Source organism: Paenibacillus sp. MER 180 (genome assembly GCF_023713665.1).
Taxonomy (GTDB): domain Bacteria; phylum Bacillota; class Bacilli; order Paenibacillales; family Paenibacillaceae; genus Paenibacillus_B; species Paenibacillus_B suaedae.
Window position 1 is genome coordinate 180,943 of sequence record NZ_JAMAVT010000008.1, and the last position, 17,688, is coordinate 198,630.

17 protein-coding genes and 1 other RNA gene are annotated in these 17,688 nt (G+C 46.0%); 7 read left to right on the forward strand and 11 right to left on the reverse strand.

What is annotated here, in order from left to right:
- Positions 1–42 precede the first annotated feature (42 nt).
- From M3661_RS15115 to M3661_RS15125, 3 genes are all read right to left on the reverse strand, one after another.
- Positions 43–1,899 carry a CHASE2 domain-containing protein gene (locus M3661_RS15115; protein ID WP_251486414.1) on the reverse strand — a complete coding sequence of 619 codons (1,857 nt, stop codon included), beginning with the start codon at positions 1,897–1,899 and terminating at the stop codon, positions 43–45.
- Positions 1,900–2,165: 266 nt separating this feature from the next.
- Positions 2,166–2,399: a ferredoxin gene (locus M3661_RS15120; protein WP_021253216.1), complete on the reverse strand. Its 234-nt coding sequence runs from the start codon at positions 2,397–2,399 to the stop codon at positions 2,166–2,168.
- Between the two features lie 115 nt (positions 2,400–2,514).
- Positions 2,515–3,822, reverse strand: a complete 1,308-nt coding sequence (locus M3661_RS15125; RefSeq protein ID WP_251486415.1) for a DNA polymerase IV — start codon at positions 3,820–3,822, stop codon at positions 2,515–2,517.
- A gap of 289 nt (positions 3,823–4,111) precedes the next feature.
- On the opposite strand from M3661_RS15125, the gene cimA reads away from it, so the two are divergent.
- Positions 4,112–5,725, forward strand: a complete 1,614-nt coding sequence (gene cimA, locus M3661_RS15130; protein WP_251486418.1) for a citramalate synthase — start codon at positions 4,112–4,114, stop codon at positions 5,723–5,725.
- A gap of 89 nt (positions 5,726–5,814) precedes the next feature.
- Here cimA and M3661_RS15135 read toward each other — a convergent pair whose 3' ends face one another.
- A complete protein-coding gene (locus tag M3661_RS15135) occupies positions 5,815–6,363 on the reverse strand; it encodes a TlpA family protein disulfide reductase (protein ID WP_072729753.1) in 549 nt (182 codons plus the stop codon).
- A 171-nt stretch (positions 6,364–6,534) separates the two neighbouring features.
- Here M3661_RS15135 and M3661_RS15140 point away from each other — a divergent pair, with 171 nt between their 5' ends.
- From M3661_RS15140 to M3661_RS15150, 3 genes are all read left to right on the forward strand, one after another.
- Positions 6,535–7,743: an MFS transporter gene (locus M3661_RS15140; protein ID WP_021253220.1), complete on the forward strand. Its 1,209-nt coding sequence runs from the start codon at positions 6,535–6,537 to the stop codon at positions 7,741–7,743.
- 220 nt (positions 7,744–7,963) lie between these two features.
- On the forward strand, positions 7,964–8,416 hold the full coding sequence (locus M3661_RS15145) for a helix-turn-helix domain-containing protein (RefSeq protein WP_021253221.1): 453 nt from the start codon (positions 7,964–7,966) through the stop codon (positions 8,414–8,416).
- A gap of 47 nt (positions 8,417–8,463) precedes the next feature.
- A complete protein-coding gene (locus tag M3661_RS15150) occupies positions 8,464–9,147 on the forward strand; it encodes a zinc metallopeptidase (RefSeq protein WP_021253222.1) in 684 nt (227 codons plus the stop codon).
- A gap of 94 nt (positions 9,148–9,241) precedes the next feature.
- On the opposite strand, the gene gltC is transcribed toward M3661_RS15150, so the two are convergent.
- Together gltC and M3661_RS15160 are read right to left on the reverse strand one after the other, a co-directional pair.
- Positions 9,242–10,186, reverse strand: coding sequence for a glutamate biosynthesis transcriptional regulator GltC (gltC, locus tag M3661_RS15155; protein WP_065293552.1), 945 nt, complete (start codon positions 10,184–10,186; stop codon positions 9,242–9,244).
- A 114-nt stretch (positions 10,187–10,300) separates the two neighbouring features.
- On the reverse strand, positions 10,301–10,894 hold the full coding sequence (locus tag M3661_RS15160; RefSeq protein ID WP_065293551.1) for a rhomboid family intramembrane serine protease: 594 nt from the start codon (positions 10,892–10,894) through the stop codon (positions 10,301–10,303).
- Between the two features lie 203 nt (positions 10,895–11,097).
- Here M3661_RS15160 and tpx point away from each other — a divergent pair, with 203 nt between their 5' ends.
- Positions 11,098–11,616 carry a thiol peroxidase gene (gene tpx / locus M3661_RS15165; RefSeq protein ID WP_065293550.1) on the forward strand — a complete coding sequence of 173 codons (519 nt, stop codon included), beginning with the start codon at positions 11,098–11,100 and terminating at the stop codon, positions 11,614–11,616.
- A 128-nt stretch (positions 11,617–11,744) separates the two neighbouring features.
- Here the strand turns inward: tpx and M3661_RS15170 are convergent, their stop codons facing one another.
- From M3661_RS15170 to M3661_RS15180, 3 genes are all read right to left on the reverse strand, one after another.
- Positions 11,745–12,137, reverse strand: a complete 393-nt coding sequence (locus tag M3661_RS15170; RefSeq protein ID WP_065293549.1) for a DUF1499 domain-containing protein — start codon at positions 12,135–12,137, stop codon at positions 11,745–11,747.
- Positions 12,138–12,283: 146 nt separating this feature from the next.
- A non-coding RNA gene (ssrS, locus tag M3661_RS15175) (6S RNA) lies at positions 12,284–12,466 on the reverse strand.
- A 166-nt stretch (positions 12,467–12,632) separates the two neighbouring features.
- On the reverse strand, positions 12,633–13,454 hold the full coding sequence (locus M3661_RS15180; RefSeq protein WP_051614221.1) for a YesL family protein: 822 nt from the start codon (positions 13,452–13,454) through the stop codon (positions 12,633–12,635).
- 169 nt (positions 13,455–13,623) lie between these two features.
- Here M3661_RS15180 and M3661_RS15185 point away from each other — a divergent pair, with 169 nt between their 5' ends.
- Complete coding sequence (locus M3661_RS15185) at positions 13,624–13,743, forward strand: sporulation protein YjcZ (RefSeq protein WP_251486421.1); 120 nt, start codon at positions 13,624–13,626, stop codon at positions 13,741–13,743.
- Between the two features lie 119 nt (positions 13,744–13,862).
- Here the strand turns inward: M3661_RS15185 and cshA are convergent, their stop codons facing one another.
- Positions 13,863–15,461, reverse strand: coding sequence for a degradosome RNA helicase CshA (cshA, locus tag M3661_RS15190; protein ID WP_251486423.1), 1,599 nt, complete (start codon positions 15,459–15,461; stop codon positions 13,863–13,865).
- A gap of 295 nt (positions 15,462–15,756) precedes the next feature.
- Here cshA and M3661_RS15195 point away from each other — a divergent pair, with 295 nt between their 5' ends.
- Entirely contained in the window at positions 15,757–16,560 is an 804-nt protein-coding gene (locus M3661_RS15195; protein WP_065293557.1) for a YitT family protein, read from the forward strand.
- Between the two features lie 170 nt (positions 16,561–16,730).
- On the opposite strand, the gene M3661_RS15200 is transcribed toward M3661_RS15195, so the two are convergent.
- On the reverse strand, positions 16,731–17,687 hold the full coding sequence (locus M3661_RS15200; protein ID WP_065293547.1) for an ABC transporter ATP-binding protein: 957 nt from the start codon (positions 17,685–17,687) through the stop codon (positions 16,731–16,733).
- Between the last annotated feature and the right edge of the window lies 1 nt (position 17,688).

Sequence of the window (17,688 nt, forward strand, 5' to 3'; positions counted from 1 at the left end):
AACGTCAGCATGAACATACTGACGGATCCCCTTCGTTCTGACTCATTCTCGTTCTGATAACACTTCATATGCCATTACTTCTTCGGACTTCCCCTTTAATTGGAGGGGTCCAATCTTTGCCAGGTCGAAGCGATTGCATATTCGCACGTACGTACCTTCCCCAACCACGATTTGCCCTGGCAAAGCCCTTGATTCTAAGCGAGAAGCCACATTGACGCTATCTCCAATCGCCGTGTAGTCCAAGCGCAGCTTCTCTGAACCAACATTGCCCACAATCGCTTCCCCACTCTGAATGCCAATGCCGATCCCAAATCGATCACTAAGCTCAATGCCTTCCGCTAGCCGTGCACGCAATTCCTCAGCACAGCGCTGAAGCTCTAATGCGGCACGCACTGCATGATCCGCATGATTATCAAGGTGATATGGAGCTCCGAAGATCGCCATAACGCCATCACCCATAAATTTATCTAATGTCCCATTGTGCTTAAATATCGTGTCAGCACACAGATGCAAATATTGATTCAAGAGCTGAAGCGTTGACTCTGGTGCCAATCGTTCTGACAGTGGGGTAAATCCTCTAACATCAATGAACATCACTGTAATATCCGTGCGTACCCCACCTGCCTTAACGGGCTCATGTGATTCCAACAGCTTCGTTACCACGGAGGGTGATACATATCTGCCGAATAGATCTTCAACATGCTGTCTTGCTCTCCGTTCCTCCCGACCACGGTAAGCTACAATGAGAATATAAGAAGCCCCCATTCCACACAATTCGGTAAAGTAAGGAATGAAGACGGAGCCGCTCTCGTAAATCCCAATCCATATCAGCGTAAATACCAAGACGATGCCTATAGCAGCTGCCGCCCCTTGAATTCCCCGAATTCGCGATGCACTCCAGACTACGGCACCAATGCCAATGGACAAGGCAAGAACGTTCCATGCAATTGGCGCTTCCTTATAGAAGCGGCCTTCTACCAGGGATTGAACCATATTCGCGTGAATCTCAACACCATACAATGTCATGGATCGACTAAGCGGTGTCATATGCCGGTCGCTCAAAGACGCAGCATATGGACCTATTAGCACGACAGAATCCTTATAATAAGAAGGATCAACCGTGCCATTCCATACATCAGCGAATGACTGACGGTCATATCCGTCCACGTCCTCCTCACTGCTTCCATATATAGAAGAGAAATAATCAAAAGCAGCTTGCCCACGATCATCAGTTGGAATTCGCTTTGCTCCTCTATACCATGTTCCACTTGTCTCATCCCATGAAATCTGTTCATTTTCCGGCAGAAGCTGATTCGCCGCTAAAATATCAATCGAGGGAATCATATTTCCCCGCTCATCCGGAATGCCAAGACAGATTTTGCGGATAACACCATCTCCATCAGGCAGTACATTCACATGTCCAAGCTGACTTTCACCAACTTGAATGGAGGATGGAGGCCGTTCCACACTTTCCGCCCGAAGGGAATCCGCATGTTCCTGTAAGGGAAGAAGAGATACTTGCACGGGTAAATAAATGGTTGGGTATGTATTCAATTGCTCAGATAAGGTTCGGTCGTCCCTCTCATTCTGGGAAGGATCTAGCATAAGTATATCGATGATGACCGCCCTAGCTCCAGCCTTCATCAGCTTCGCGCTTAATTCAGCATAATGGGATCGTGGCCATGGGAAAGAGCCCATCTGTGCCAAGGAAGGCTCATCAATCGTAATCATCTTAATTCGATCATCTGGTTGGCGTTCTTCAATACTCTTCGTACGCAAGGCATCACGAAATGCCTGCTCTGCCATATGAAACACGCCGCCTGTTCCATTACTATACCCATATACCGTAACCATCGTCAGTATCATAACGACCAATGACGGGACGGCAAATTTATTCATTTCGATATCACCTGCTTCATTTGAAGGCATGTACCCATATATTGAAAATTACAGTTTGATATACTCTGCTATATTTAATCTATCATATTGTATGAGCGTATACGATGACATGGGCAATTTCAAGTTGAATTTTGTCGAATTTTGCGAATTTTTTTTGCTTTGACGCAGTAATTAGATGGGGTGAGCAGATATAATAAAATCCCCGCGGGAGGCGCGGGGATCGTGTAGGTATTCTCTCTCTATGTGAGTATACTGCTTGCAGTAGGTTAGTTAAATGGTGCGTCCGCAATCTTAATAGAATCTGTTGGGCAGCCATCTGCAGCATCTTGCAAATCGTCGAACAGATCGTCAGGGATAGCGGTCACCCCTTGGTTGTTGTCACCTTCATAAATAACTTCTGCGATACCTTCATCGTCGTAGTCGTAAATGTCAGGTGCAGTAGCTCCACATGCGCCACAAGCGATGCATGTGTCTTTATCAACCCAAGTATATTTTGCCATTGGTTAGTTCCCTCCTGTAATGTTACAGATCTTCTTGGTTCCTCCGTTATCAATATAATACAAACAAGCTTGGAATTCAAACGATTTCCAACTTTTTTAAATGATTTGGAAATTATTATTCGCCGCCTGATTCATGCAGCGTATCCGTCTGGAGTGAAGTCCCTCGTACACGATGGTTGCGAAGCAACGAGGATGGATCATCCCCTATCATTCCTAACGTAACAATCGCATTCTCTCCATATTTATCTCGAATCCGATCCATCGTCTCTATCAATTGCTCCCGCTTCGGCTGCCGCTCAAAATCGAACAGATCCAACTGAACGGCTGCCTCTTGCTTCGCTACTAGATTTTGACCCGTAATCCCCAGCAGTCGAATAGGGCTGCCTGAAGTCCAATGTCGTTCATAGAGCTTCCATGCTTCATCCAGTAAGATGTCCGCATCATCTGTCGGCCCTTGAAGCGTGCTCGACCTCGTAATCGTCTTCATTTCCGGGTTACGAATCGTAAGCTGCACCGTTTGCGCCATCAACTTCTGCTTCCTGATCCGACGAGCAACTTGATCAGCCAAGTTCAGCAGAACCCTTCTTACTTCTTCCTTCGATTCCACATCCCTAGGCAAAGTGGTCGTATGACCGATCGATTTGCTCTGTTCGCGTTCCGCCTTCACCTGCCCGTCGTCCAAACCATGTGCCGCCTGCTTCATCCAATGTCCCTGTGTGCCAAATAGAGAAACAAGTCGCCCCTCATCAGCATGAGCAAGCTCTCCGATGGTTCGTATTCCTGCCCGTGACAGCTTATCTGCAGTCTTCCGCCCAATGCCGAACAACTCCCCGCATGGCCTATGCCACAATTGCTGAGGTACATCTCGGATTCGAAGGATAGTTATGCCGTTTGGCTTCTTCATATCAGAGGCCATCTTCGCCAGCAGCTTATTAGGCGCGACACCTATAGAGCAAGGCAAACTTAATTCTTCCCGGATTCGTGTCTGAAGTTCGTTCGCGATATCGAGCGGTGTTCCGAATATTTTGGATCCAGTAATATCCATATAACACTCATCAATCGATACCACTTCCACCAGTGGGGTATAGCTGCGTGCAATGTCTATAAAGGCTCTCGAGTACTTCCGATATAAATAAAAATCTGGACGAATGACAATCAAGTGAGGACATAGCCGCATCGCCTGCTTCACATGCATTCCTGTTCGAATACCAAGCTTACGAGCTGCATAAGAACAAGTAACAATGATCCCCTTGCGCAATTCCATACTTCCTGCAACCGCTGTTGGCTTCCCCTGATACTTCTCCGGCTCCTCTGCGGCATGTACAGAGCAATAGAAGGCATTCATATCGAGATGCAGAATGACGCGACCCTTGGTCGGATAATATTGTTGTATGTTATCACGCGAGGTTTCGTTCTCGTTCATACACTGTCCTCCTTCCTAACATATTAATGATACCTCTCATCCATAATTTAATTGTAAAATATATACAGCTTCGTTAATCGATCAATTCATCTATTCGAACAATTGTTCTTCCTTATTCCTAAGCTTACCGATATCTCTGATCGGTTGCAAGCCTCATTCAAGACTCCCGTTGAAAAAAAAACAGTGATTCATTTATGAAAATACGTCTATACAAGCAAAAAAGCAGTGCTATAATAGGGAAATAGTTATTTCCATATTCATCCTTGCAAAACTGAAGGAGGTTCCGAGAATGTCGAAAGTCATTTCTATTTTTGACACTACACTTCGCGACGGCACCCAAGGCGAAGGGATTAGCTTGTCTGCAGACGATAAGATCAAGATCGCGCGCAAACTTGATGCGCTTGGCGTCACATACATTGAAGGCGGCATTCCAGGCAGCAATGGCAAGGATATAGAATTTTTCAAACGAGTAGCGGCATATTCATGGAATGCGAAGCTAACAGCATTCGGCAGCACTCGCCGCAAAGACTCAATGGCCGAACAGGATTCGAACCTTAATCGGATAATCGAAGCAAACGTTCCTGCCGCAACGCTTGTCGGGAAGTCATGGGACTTCCACGTACACACTGCGCTGCAAACTACGCTGGATGAGAACCTAGCTATGATCTATGATTCCATCGCCTATCTGAAGCGAGCAGGGCTTGAAGTCATGTTGGATGCTGAGCACTTCTTCGACGGATACAAGAACAATACAGAATATGCGCTTGCTGTACTACGCAAGGCGCAAGAAGCCGGAGTTAATTGGGTCGTTATGTGCGATACGAATGGCGGAACGCTTCCTGGCGAGATCGGCAGTATTATTCGTGACGTACACAATCACGTCCAAGTGAAGCTCGGCATTCATACTCATAATGATTGTGAGCTTGCTGTAGCGAACACACTTGCTGCGGTAGAGGCGGGTGTTACCCAAGTGCAGGGCACCATTAACGGATATGGCGAGAGATGCGGCAATGCCAACTTGTGCTCGATCATCCCAACACTTCAATTGAAGATGGGCTATTCTTGTGTTGACGCAGAGCAACTACAATCGTTGACGCCTGCTGCACGCTATATCAGTGAAATTGCCAACGTCACGATGCCTGTGAATCAGCCTTATGTCGGCAATGCAGCCTTCGCCCACAAGGGTGGAATCCACGTGTCCGCGATTATGAAGGATGCCCGTACCTACGAGCATATCGTGCCTGAGCTGGTTGGCAACAAGCAGCGAATTCTCGTCTCAGAACTAGCAGGCCAGAGCAATGTACTATCCAAAGCACAACAATTGGGCTATGAGCTTGACCCAACGAAGCCTGAAACGAGGGCCATCATGGAGAAAATCAAGGAGCTTGAGCATCAGGGATATCAATTCGAAGGTGCTGACGCCTCGTTGGAGCTGTTGTTGCGCCAGGCCACAGGTCAAGCCGAAGATCCATTTACATTCGAGTCTTTCAAAATACTAGTTGAAAAATCTTCATTACGCTCCGTTGTATCGGAAGCGATTGTGAAGCTGCAAATTGATGACGAGTCGATCTACATGGCTGCAGAAGGCAACGGTCCTGTGAACGCTCTCGACAGCGCATTGCGCAAAGCACTGAGCCGTCACTACCCTTCCATCGCCGACATGCACCTCACCGATTACAAGGTAAGGGTGCTTGATGAGAATAATACGACGGCTGCCAAGGTACGCGTGCTTATCGAATCAACAGACTCGCGCAATACGTGGAGTACGGTTGGCGTCTCCAGCAACGTCATCGAAGCGAGCTGGGAAGCACTTATTGACAGTATTCGTTATGCACTCATCGGTCAAGAGAAAGTCGCTACATCCGCTGAACGCAAAGAACAAGTTGGACTCGTCAATCACTAATAAAATGCGATATATCCGGAATACGAAAACAGCCATAACCACTTTAATGAAGAGGTTACGGCTGTTTTCATTTTTCGTTTTTCGTTTTTTTATTCCTCTATGACTTGTTGAATCGCTTTTTCTAATTCAGCTGGAGGTCTTATGCCATCGTAACGTTGCCGGATTACCCCATTCTTATCCAGCAATACATTGGTAGGAAATCCAATTCCGTTATACGCCTTGAAAGCTTTCCCCGCGGTATCCAAGAGCACTGGATTCGTCAATCCAAAGGCAGACACGAATTCTTTGGCTCCTTCCTCCGTATCATGAGCGGTCACATTGATCGATACCATCAACAGCTTATCCTTGTATTTATCATGCAGCTTCACTAAATCAGGTGCCTCTGCCTTGCATGGATCGCACCATGAAGCCCAGAAGTTTACAAAAATCGGCTTATCCTGCTTGCCACCAACTGTAATCGGATTCTGACCGCCAAGCACATCCAGTGATATGGACGGTGCTAACTGCCCTACTTGTCCGCCAATCTTAGTCGGTGTGTCATTCATGGAGGCGGTAGTGTCTGACTTATCGTAATTGTTCCATATCGCGATTCCAATGAGCGCAACACTCACTACAAGCAATATTAGACTTTTTTTCATTTTTGATTCTCCTTGTTCGCGTCTTGTTCCGTGTTCATATTGTACCCTTTTTCCAGCAAAAATACGATTCCCCACAATAGCTTTCTGAGCAAACTTACGTATGCCAACCTAATTATGCGGGCACAGTAACGACGAATTGAAATATGACTACTCGCGAAGGAAAGATGATATATGGCATCCCAACAATCAAGGCCATTATGGATTGAATATGCAGCGTTAGCAACTGTCCCGCTTGTTATGGTATTGGGCAATTCCATGCTCGTGCCCATTCTGCCCGAGGTGAAGCGCAATCTCGGATTAACTTCTCTGCAGACAAGCTTCATCATCACCTTGTTCTCACTGTCTGCCGCCATTATTATCCCGGTCGCTGGATACTTATCCGATCGCTATGGCCGCAAGAAGATTATCATACCTGGTCTTCTCATCTATGGGATTGCCGGGGTGTTCACTGGCCTTGGCGCGTTGTGGAACTCCTATCCACTGCTCATTAGTTCACGAGCAGTTCAAGGCTTGGGTGCAGCAGGAACTGCACCTATCGCCATGGCTCTCGTAGGGGATTTGTATAAGGATGCCGAAGAGAGCAAAGCCATGGGCTTAATTGAAGCATCGAACGGAGCTGGCAAAGTTATTAGTCCGATTCTTGGCGCTGCGCTTGCTCTCTGGACATGGACCGCTCCTTTTTTTGCATTCCCATGTTTTTGCGCGCTCTCGCTTGTGGCCATTATCTGGCTCATTAAAGAGCCCAAACGCCAAAAGGAGCCAACCCCACTCAAAACTTATTTGCATAATGTCGGCTCCATATTTAAGAAAATGGGACGATGGCTCATCCCCGCATTTTTTGCAGGGTCGCTCGCCTTATTCATTTTGTTTGGCATTTTGATTTATCTATCCGATATATTAGAGGAAAAGCCGTATTCCATCCAAGGCGTTGTGAAGGGTCTTGTACTAGCAATCCCTTTGCTTGGCATCGTAACGACTGCATTTATCACAGGCAGCGTAATCAAGAAGAACGGCATACTTATCCGGAGAATGATGATCATCGGGCTTGTTCTTATGTCTCTGTCATTGGGACTCACCATTATGTTCCATAAGCAGGTCTATTGGTTTATTGCGTTAATTACAATAAGTAGTATAGGTACTGGCATGCTGCTGCCTTGTCTCAATACGATGATTACGGGCAGCGTGGAGAAGGCTGAGCGCGGAATGATTACATCGCTATACAGCAGCCTGCGATTTTTCGGCGTAGCCCTGGGTCCTCCCCTATTCACTTGGATGATGAGCAAGTCGCATCAGATCATTTTTATTTCGGTGACAGCTCTATCCATCATTGCCCTTGTACTCGTCTGTCTCTTTATTAAGCCGGATGCGAAGGTTCAATGATCATTCCCATCATCCCCTAAATAAGATAAGCGAAGCCTCGGAGCGGACACCATTCTATGGCCGCTCCTTTCTTCCATTTCTCGCTAAGTTGAACCCTGCTCCAGGAAAGAATGTAAATTGTCATATAAATGCCATGTTCAAGCAGGAATTTCAGAACCATAACGTTTGACTGTATGGTTTGCAATCTTGTATCATAGAATGAATAAGTGAGGTGATGACGATGGGGGCTACTAACAAGTTAATACGAATCGGAGAGCTGGCACGCGCCGCGAATGTAAGTCAACGAACGATTGACTATTACACGACGATAGGCCTGATTGAACCGGTGAAGCGCACAAATACAAACTATCGTCTGTACAGTCATGAAACGATTGAACGAATCGAACGTATTAATCAATTAAAACAAGAAAAGTATAGTCTCGATGAAATCAAGCTTTACTTCTCGCAATTGAACAGCGTGACTGCAGAACGTGAATTGGAAGAACGACTTACCGAATTGCAAATCCATTTGCAAAAGCTCGAACGTGAAGCAAAAGAGCTCAGCCCAATGCTGGATAAGCTCAAACCAACACAAGCGCAGTCATTGTTCAATCGTCTAGCAGCTCAAAGCGCGGCTTGTGTAGAAGTACTGCTCACATTGATCGATAAGGGCAACAATCACTTTATGATGTAAGTTAGATTGCTGCTTGACCGTACTCTTGATGTTTAGGAGGTTTGTACATGCTATTTTTTCACCCGATGGATTTCTTGATTCTAATCGCTTTTGGGCTCTCAATTTGGGCGCAGTTCCGCGTTAAAGGAACCTTTCAACGCTTTGCTCAAGTAAGAGCAATGAGTGGTCTAACCGGTTACGAGGCAGCGCGCCGCATGCTGGACGCGAATGGCCTGCATGATGTTCCAATCGAGCCGATTCAAGGTGCGCTTACTGACCATTACGACCCGATTAACCGTGTTGTACGTTTGTCCGAGCCCGTATATTATGAGAACTCAATCTCTGCAATCTCAGTGGCATGCCATGAGATCGGCCATGCGATTCAGCACCAGCAGTCCTATCCGATGCTTGTTTTGCGCCATCGCATGTTCCCATTAGTTAATTTCTCATCTGGTATTGCGCCTTTCATGTTGATCGCAGGCTTCCTCTTCCAATGGAGCAATTTGATTCTGTTAGGGATTATTTTCTTCTCTGCTGCGGTATTGTTCCAGCTTGTTACCTTGCCAGTTGAGTTCGATGCAAGCAGACGCGCACGCGATCTGATGATCGCTGAAGGATTCGTAACGAACGAAGAAGAGCGTGGCGTAGCGAAGGTTCTTAACGCAGCAGCATTAACCTACGTTGCAGCAGCTGCCATTTCTGTACTGGAGCTATTGAAGTACATTATGATCTTTACAAATCGCAACGACTAATCTCGAACGTGAGCCAATGATCCAAGAATCGAAGAGCCCCATTCCTATGCGGTTACGCATGGAATGGGGCTCTTCTGTATCATGACAAGCCTATTTATGATGAGCTAGCAGAAGATGAAGCCGCCGCTGTTTTAGCTAGTTGCTGTAAGTCGTGCTGAGCAAAATATTGAAGTAAAAAGGCATGGAATGTATGCGCGACAAGAGGCAATTTCTCCCCTGCTCGGCGTATGATGCCTATTGTTCTCGTAACTTCCGGCTTTACAACCCGTACTCTGGCAGGCTGAAGCTCAGAAGTATGTTGAAGCGCCATGTCCGGCAATAAACTCACTCCCATACCAGCAGCGACAAGTCCCCTTATGGTTTCAGTCTCCTCACCTTCGAAGCCAATACGCGGCGTAAAGCCCGCTTCGATGCAAGCATCCCATACAATGGGACGTAGGGAATACCCTGGACTAAACAGAACAAAAGTATCTTCTTTCAACTGCGGCAATGTGATTTCTTGTTCATTCGACAACGGGTGATTTGGCGGCAAGATTGCAAACAATTCCTCGGTCAACACAATCTCTCCGGTTACATGCTCACACTCCTTCGGGAAAGGAGAAATGAACGCGAGATCCACTTCGCCGGATACGATATCCCGGATTAGTGACGGATACATGCCTTGCTTGAAACGAAACTTTACATTCGGATGACGCTTGCGGAATTCTGCTACGATGCTAGGAATGAGATGCACACCTAGACTATGCGGGAACCCAATCCGAACTTCCCCCAACTCTGGATCCATAAACTCTTGCACTTCTTGAATCGATCGCTCAAGATCCTTCAAGATTTCCTCCGCCCGCTTGCAGAACAATTGACCAACAGGTGTTAACTGAAGGTTCCGTCCCTTCTGAAGGAACAACTTAACACCTAGCTCTTCCTCTAGTTGATGGATTTGCCGGCTGACGGCGGATTGCGCCACATGCAGTTCTTCAGCAGCTTGCGTGACATGCTCTTTTTGCGCCACTTTCACAAAGTAGTGCAATTGCCTAAGTTCCACGACTTCTCGCTCCGTTCTGTCAATTATGCTATTTCATCAATATCATTTTCTACCTGCAATTCAAGAGGAGTGCATCACCCTCTGAACAAGAGCTGCATGATATGCAAGCTCTGCTCACCGGATAAGCCTTAATACACCATATACGAAAAATCCAGCGGCTAAGCCACCCAAATGGGCACTCCAGCTGATGCCTTGAATGACAAAGGATTGAACAATACCAATCCCTAATATTATAAGCAATGTTCGACGGGATGCCTCATCAAGTGTCTGACGCCGGAACAGGGCAATAAACAAATAGGCTCCGTAAATGCCGTATATTGCACCTGATGCTCCAACCGCAAGCGTCCCCCATTCCGATAGCCACAGTGCAGTCGCATTCCCTAGCAATCCACTTATGACATACAGGACGGCATACTTGAACGATCCCATCATCTGTTCGAGCGGCGGTGCAAAGACAAATAAGGCGAACATATTAAACAGTAAATGCTCAAACCCACCATGCAGGAACATGGCAGCGGCAATGCGCCATGTCTCCTTATTGAACGGCTCTACCTTCCAGATTGCCCCATGTCGAAATAGATTTTCACCATTTGTACCACCACTAGCCATCAGCACGATAAACATCACGATATTGGCGATGATAAGCAGCGTTGTAATCGGGTAGCTTTTGACATAGGTGCGCCAATTCTCGTACCGAATAAAAATCATCGAGTTTCTCCTCACTTTCACCTGCCAGTTCACATTCATAGGCGTACTTGCCCCAACCATGTAATCTCGGCTACTCGGAATCATTCTCAATCGTGTAGCGAATTCATCACGAAGCGACATTGGACAACCTTATGTGCAAACCGTATAATGGACAATAGGTTTACCAATTATGTGCATGATATGTAAGAAGGAGGCTACCAACCATGTCCGCAGAACGTACAGGTGTGGCAACATTAAAAGGAAATCCTATCACATTGATCGGCCCTGAACTTAAAGTAGGCGATAAAGCGCCTGAATTCCAATTGAATAAATCGCTTGTTGATGTAGTTGGGCTTGAACAATTCGCTGGTAAAGTAAAATTGATCAGTGTAATCCCATCCATCGATACAGGTGTATGCGATGCGCAGACGCGCCGCTTTAACGAGGAAGCTTCCAAGCTTGGCGACAAAGCCGCAATTATTACCGTTAGTGTTGACCTACCAATGGCACAAGCTCGCTGGTGTGGAGCTGCCGGTGTAGACAATGTCGTCATGCTGTCTGACTACAAGGACAACAACTTCGGCAAATCTTACGGTGTGCTGATTAAGGAATTACACCTCGATATGCGCTCCATCTTCGTAGTGGATGCCGATAATACGATCCGTTATGTTGAATATGTTAGCGAGATGACAGAGCACCCTAGTTATGAGCAAGCATTGTCAGCTGTCCAAGCTCTTCTGTAACACCGCAACACAAATCAACTAGAGTAAAAGCGAGAGAAGAGTGAAGGCTCCTCTCTCGCTTCATGATCCTATCAACGAGTATTCATATATCACCCTACGGAGCCCGCTACTACCTTCACTTCCGCTCATTAGCTATTCATTTTGTAAGATGCCAACTTCTTGTCCAATATGGCATACAAATCAAGAATAACACGATAGTTAGCTCCAAAATCACCAAGTCCACCGCGAGACGCGGAATAGATATCTATTGCGGTCTTGTTTGGTCCTACGTTAATGACAGATACGGTTATATCCATCGTCCGCCCCGTCATTGTTCTCTTCTCTAGCGTAATCTCGCCTACAGAAGACACCTCATGCAACACTTTGTACCCTTGAATTTTCTTTAGCGTGGATGTAGCTTCTCCCCAAGCTTTCTCTCGGGACATTTGATAATAATGCGTTTTCAATTTAGGGTCCTTTGCACGATCGCCGCTCGATTCAAAACTGCGAACGATACCGACCAGTACACGTTTGAGTGACAAGAGTGTGTTCCTCCTTTTTCTAGACAGCCGATGCTCACTTATCTATAGTGTAACATTGTTCGTAAGGATACGAAAGAGGATTTACATAGAAAAAGAAAACACCTCCTCCCATGAAGTCATTCACGAAAGAAGGTGATTCGTTAGAAAGAAAACCCGCCTATGCCGTTCAGCTCCTATGCTTCTGAACCCGCTCTCGCAGGTGGGTGCTCGCATAAGTACGTTTGACTTCCCTTCGGAGAGGGCTTGCCAGCGATACTTAGATGTTGAACTCCCTAGAAACAAACATTGGTTCAAAACAACGTAAGCCTACACGTACATCGCAGGATGTATTGTTTATTATACTGTGTTGTTCACGTATTGTAAACCTTGCGCCTTGCGTATTTCTTACCATTCAGTAGCGGATAAACTCTTAAAAAGCTACCCAAACATTCTAGTTCATCCGTTAGGATCAACATCATATCACATTTCTTCAAAGCAATGCAAGTCCTAGTTCTCTTACTGCTTGTTAGTCGTGTTACCCGCTTGTTCTCCATCCAATTGCGCAGCCTCTGATGTCTCGCCGTTCTCTGTATCAGCCGCTTCTTCACCTTCACCTTCCTGAGCAGCCACCATGCGCTGGTACTTGTCCTGAATCTTCGTGAAGGCGTTATTGAAGTTGAAGTAAGATAAGTATGCAATAAGTGAACCTGTGAAGAAGAACAATAGAACTGGCCATTTCGTCAAGCTAAAGTATAAAATGATGCAGCTCAATACAATCGTTACGATACTGCTAACAGGAGTGAAAATCGTTAACAGCACACTGTTCTTCATAATATGTGTTGTTTTTGCTTGTAAATGTGCAACCATCGAGAAGAAGTTAAACAGTGAAACGAACAGCAATATCAGCAAACCTAGCATTGCATACCCGATAAACTGCATAGACTTCAACTCAGTCATATACACGTAATAGTCGATATACATAATAACGAACAGCAGCGTATAGAAGATACCGCCTACCATCGCCTGCTTATAATTATCTTTGTATGATTTGAAGAAGGTACGCAGGAGCTTTACATCCGTGTCCCCCATGATCCACTTCCGCGCAACGGAGAACATCGCAGCTGTCGCTGGGAACAATGTAAACGGTGCCACAAGTCCCATCGCCCAATTCATCGTAATGGATTCATTGATAAAGTTCTGCTGATCAACCATCAGCTTCATGAATAAAAAGATAAAAAAAGGTGACGAACAGATAAGCCACAATATGTTCGTGACCGAAAAACGCATGATCCATTCTGAAATGCGGTAAAAGCCGCCCATAATCCCTCGAAATTCCAAAGGTCATTCCCCCTCATCATCCTGTCTCTACTACTATAATACAAATTGCTACCTTAGTGCCAGTGCCTATTTTGTATCCAATTAGGTTCGTGTCCACACGAGAAATGGGATTCCGCATAGGATATTAAGTGACAACACCAAACATCGCAGTGTTAAAGGAGGTTCCCGTATGGGGCAATTAGGTTTTGGAGGTAGCTGTGGTAGCTGTGGAGGTTTTGGTTTTACTTCCACAGGGGTAATTCTTGTCTTGTTTATTTTGTTAGTTATTATAAGTCGCTCTTTTATATAATGAACTGTTGCAGCAATTCAGATTCACGCTAATCATCCTTGACATGCAAAAGAGACCGCTCCAACTGGGGCGGTCTCTATGATCAACGGAAGACATTCATCATTCGAATGTGCCTCGTCCTACTCGTCGCGCTTATTACGGTTCTCGTCGTTGTTAAAACGTCTTGGGCGGCGATCGCCACCACCACCATTGTTGTTGCGGTCGCGGGAATCGCTGCGGCCATAACGCTCGCTACGTCCGTCGCGGTTGTACCCGCCACGGTTGCCATCACGTCCACCATCACGACCACCATCGCGCCCTCCACGATAGTCTCGTCCGCCACCGGAACGACCATTGCGGTTGTAAGGTGCAGACATCTTGCGTCCGCTAGAGCGAAGGTCTGGCTTGCGACGCTTCGCACGGATTGGATCTTCAGGAGTCAAGTTGATAGAAACATCCTTCTTATCCCCTGTCAGCATCTTGAATGCAGCAGACAACAATTGTACGGAGTCGTATTGCTCCAATAATTCAATGGAAATTCCTTTGTATTCATTTAGCTCGCCATCCTTGAGAACGTCAAGAATACGATCTGCAATGATACGTTGCTTCCCTTCGATTGCTTCTGCAAGGCTAGGAATCGGCTTGCGTGGAATACGATGACGAGTTACACGCTCGATGAAGTGCAAATGGTCAATTTCACGAGGCGTTACGAAAGACCATGCGCTGCCTTCTTTACCAGCACGACCCGTACGGCCGATACGGTGTACATAAGATTCCGGATCTTGCGGCAAGTCAAAGTTAATTACATGTGTTACACCAGAAACGTCCAAACCACGTGCAGCTACGTCAGTCGCAACGAGAACATCAATGCTGCCATCGCGGAACTTGCGCATAACCGTATCACGTTGGTTTTGGGACAAATCGCCATGCAAACCATCTGCAGAATAACCACGCTTCTGCAATGCTTCAGACAATTCGTCTACACGGCGCTTCGTACGGCCGAATACGATCGCAAGCTCTGGAGATTCCATATCGAGCAAGCGGCTCAATGCATCGAACTTCACACGTTCAGGGACTTCAATGTATGCTTGTTCAATGAGTGGAGCACTTACATGCTTAGGCATAACCGATACATGTTCTGGCTCGCGAAGGAATTGATTAGCAAGCTTTTGGATGTTCGGTGGCATCGTAGCGGAGAAAAGCATTGTCTGGCGTTGTTCAGGTACTAGGCTCAAGATGGAAGTGATATCTTCCATGAAGCCCATATCCAGCATTTCATCTGCTTCATCCAATACAACTGTTGCAACATCATCAAGACGAATCGTCTTGCGGTTGATGTGGTCAAGCAAACGACCTGGTGTACCGATAATAATTTGTGGGTGCTTTTTCAAAGCACGAATTTGTCGGCCAATATCTTGTCCGCCATAAATCGGCAATGAACGGACGCCTTTGAAACGAGTCAGTTTGCCGATTTCTTCAGCAACTTGGATCGCCAATTCGCGCGTTGGTGTCATAATCAGAGCCTTTACACGTTCTTCAGTTGGGTCAATCTTCGAGATCAACGGGATACCGAAAGCCGCCGTCTTCCCCGTACCCGTCTGCGCTTGTCCGATAAGGTCTCGTCCGGTCATCGCTACAGGTATCGCTTTCTCTTGGATTGGAGTCGATTCTTCGAACCCTAATTCCGTAATCGCCTGAAGCACTTTCGGCTCCAAGCCAAATTCTGCAAATGTCTTCAAAATATTCATACTCCTTCATTGTGGACAATCCACAGCCTTATCTGTATTCTTAAGTAGCGCGACAATGGTGACGAATGGCACTTTCAGTCAACCGTCTTCTCATATACAATGCGGAGGGACACTCTTATTGTGTAGCGTGAACTCCGCGTCAAATTCATGTACATCGTTGGTAACTAAAGCCTACTCAAGAATATCCAGAATATTATAACACAAAAATATTGAAGAATACCAGATCCGAACTAACTAATACTACGTTTTGAGGTGACATTGCTTGAAACGAATTTTTGATTTCATCATGTTAATTGCCGGGGCAGCGCTCATCGCTGCATCATTTAATTTGTTCTTAATGCCCCACCATTTGCTTAGTGGCGGCGTATCTGGATTATCGCTCGTAACGAATTACTTGACTCATTGGAATCCGAGCTTTTTATATTTCGCCTATAATTTACCGCTAATCATATGGGGCTGGTTCGTGCTTGGCAAACGCTTTATTGGATATAGTTTGCTAAGCGTCGTCGCGACAACTTACTTCATATCCGTCTTCCCAGTTAAAGCTGTTGCCAACGAACCGCTTTTATCTGCTGTATTTGGGGGCACACTAGTAGGTATCGGAAGCGGGATTTCCCTACGAGTAGGCGGCTCATCAGGCGGATTTGACATTATCGGTTCGATTGTAACCAGATATCGCGATTTCTCAATCTCGAACATTCTGGTTGGAATGAACGCAGCTGTTATTGTAACCCATGGATATTTATCGAATGAGTGGGAACTGGCGCTTTACTCCATGGTTTCCATTTTCACGACCGGCAAAGTAATCGGCACCATCTATATTAACCACTACAAAGTAACGGTGTTCATTATTACGCGGAACAAGGAAGCACTTATTAACAAGCTGCTGGTCTTGCCGCATGGAGTTACCGTTATAAAAACCACAGGTGCATTTACCGATATTGAGAAAGACATGTTGATGACCGTTACTACACGTTATGAATTGACCGAGTTAAAACGTGTTATTCGTGAAAATGACCCTAAGGCTTTTGTAAATATTGTGGAGACTGCTGGTGTCATCGGGAATTTCCGAAGGCCGAAAAATAGGTAAGCCGCTCGGTTGCCAGACGTACATATGAATCGTTGTCAGCGATATAAGAAAGCCCGTCCATTTACTTGGACGGGCTTTCTTATGCGAATAAAATTTATAATTACATCGGAATGACTCGGATGCTCTACGCTGGATGTGGACATGCTATGCGAATATGCATCGTTTATTAATTATAGAGTCATCTCTTGCTGATACTTCCCGACTTCGGATGGAGAAGCAAACACATAATGCTCCGGCTTTATTTCAACTAAGCTTGGACTCTCGACATCATAGTTATGAATACTCGGACTATAATATATGCGTTGGCGATTCCGCTCGTAGTGCGGATCTGGATGAGGAATGGCTGACAGCAGGGATTTCGTATACGGGTGAATTGGTTGCCGATATAGATCATCCGCCTTGGCTAATTCCACAATCTTTCCATTATACATAACGCCAATCCGATCTGAGAAGTATTTAACGACAGACAAGTCATGGGCAATAAACAAAATGGTAAGCCCAAGCTTCTTCCGAAGCCGATTGAGCAAATTCAATACCTGCGCCTGAATCGATACATCGAGCGCAGATATCGGTTCATCCGCAATAACAAGATCGGGACTCGTAATTAACGCTCTCGCAATTCCGATGCGCTGCCGCTGTCCTCCTGAGAACTCATGCGGATAACGACTCGCGTGTTCCCGGGTCAATCCTACTGTCTCCAAGATGTCATAGACCATATCTATTCTTTCCTGCTCACTGCTGCACAGCTTATTGATTTTCAATCCCTCTGCGATGATTTCCTTCACGGTCATCCGAGGATTTAATGAAGCAATCGGGTCCTGAAAGATCATCTGCATGCCGCGCGTTACTTCTTTTTTAATTTCCTTAGTCAAAGCTCCTGAAATGAGCGTTCCATTAAAATAAATTTCTCCGTCTGTTGGCTCATACAGCCGGATAATCGTTCTTCCCGTTGTCGTCTTGCCACAGCCGGATTCACCGACAAGCCCAAACGTTTCACCACGATACACCGTAAAGCTAATGTCATCGACCGCTTTGACCACTGTTTTTTTCCTACCAAAACCGCTGCTGAAATATTGCTTCAAATGTTTAACTTCCAGCACAGGTTCGCGAGTGATTACATTCGTCATC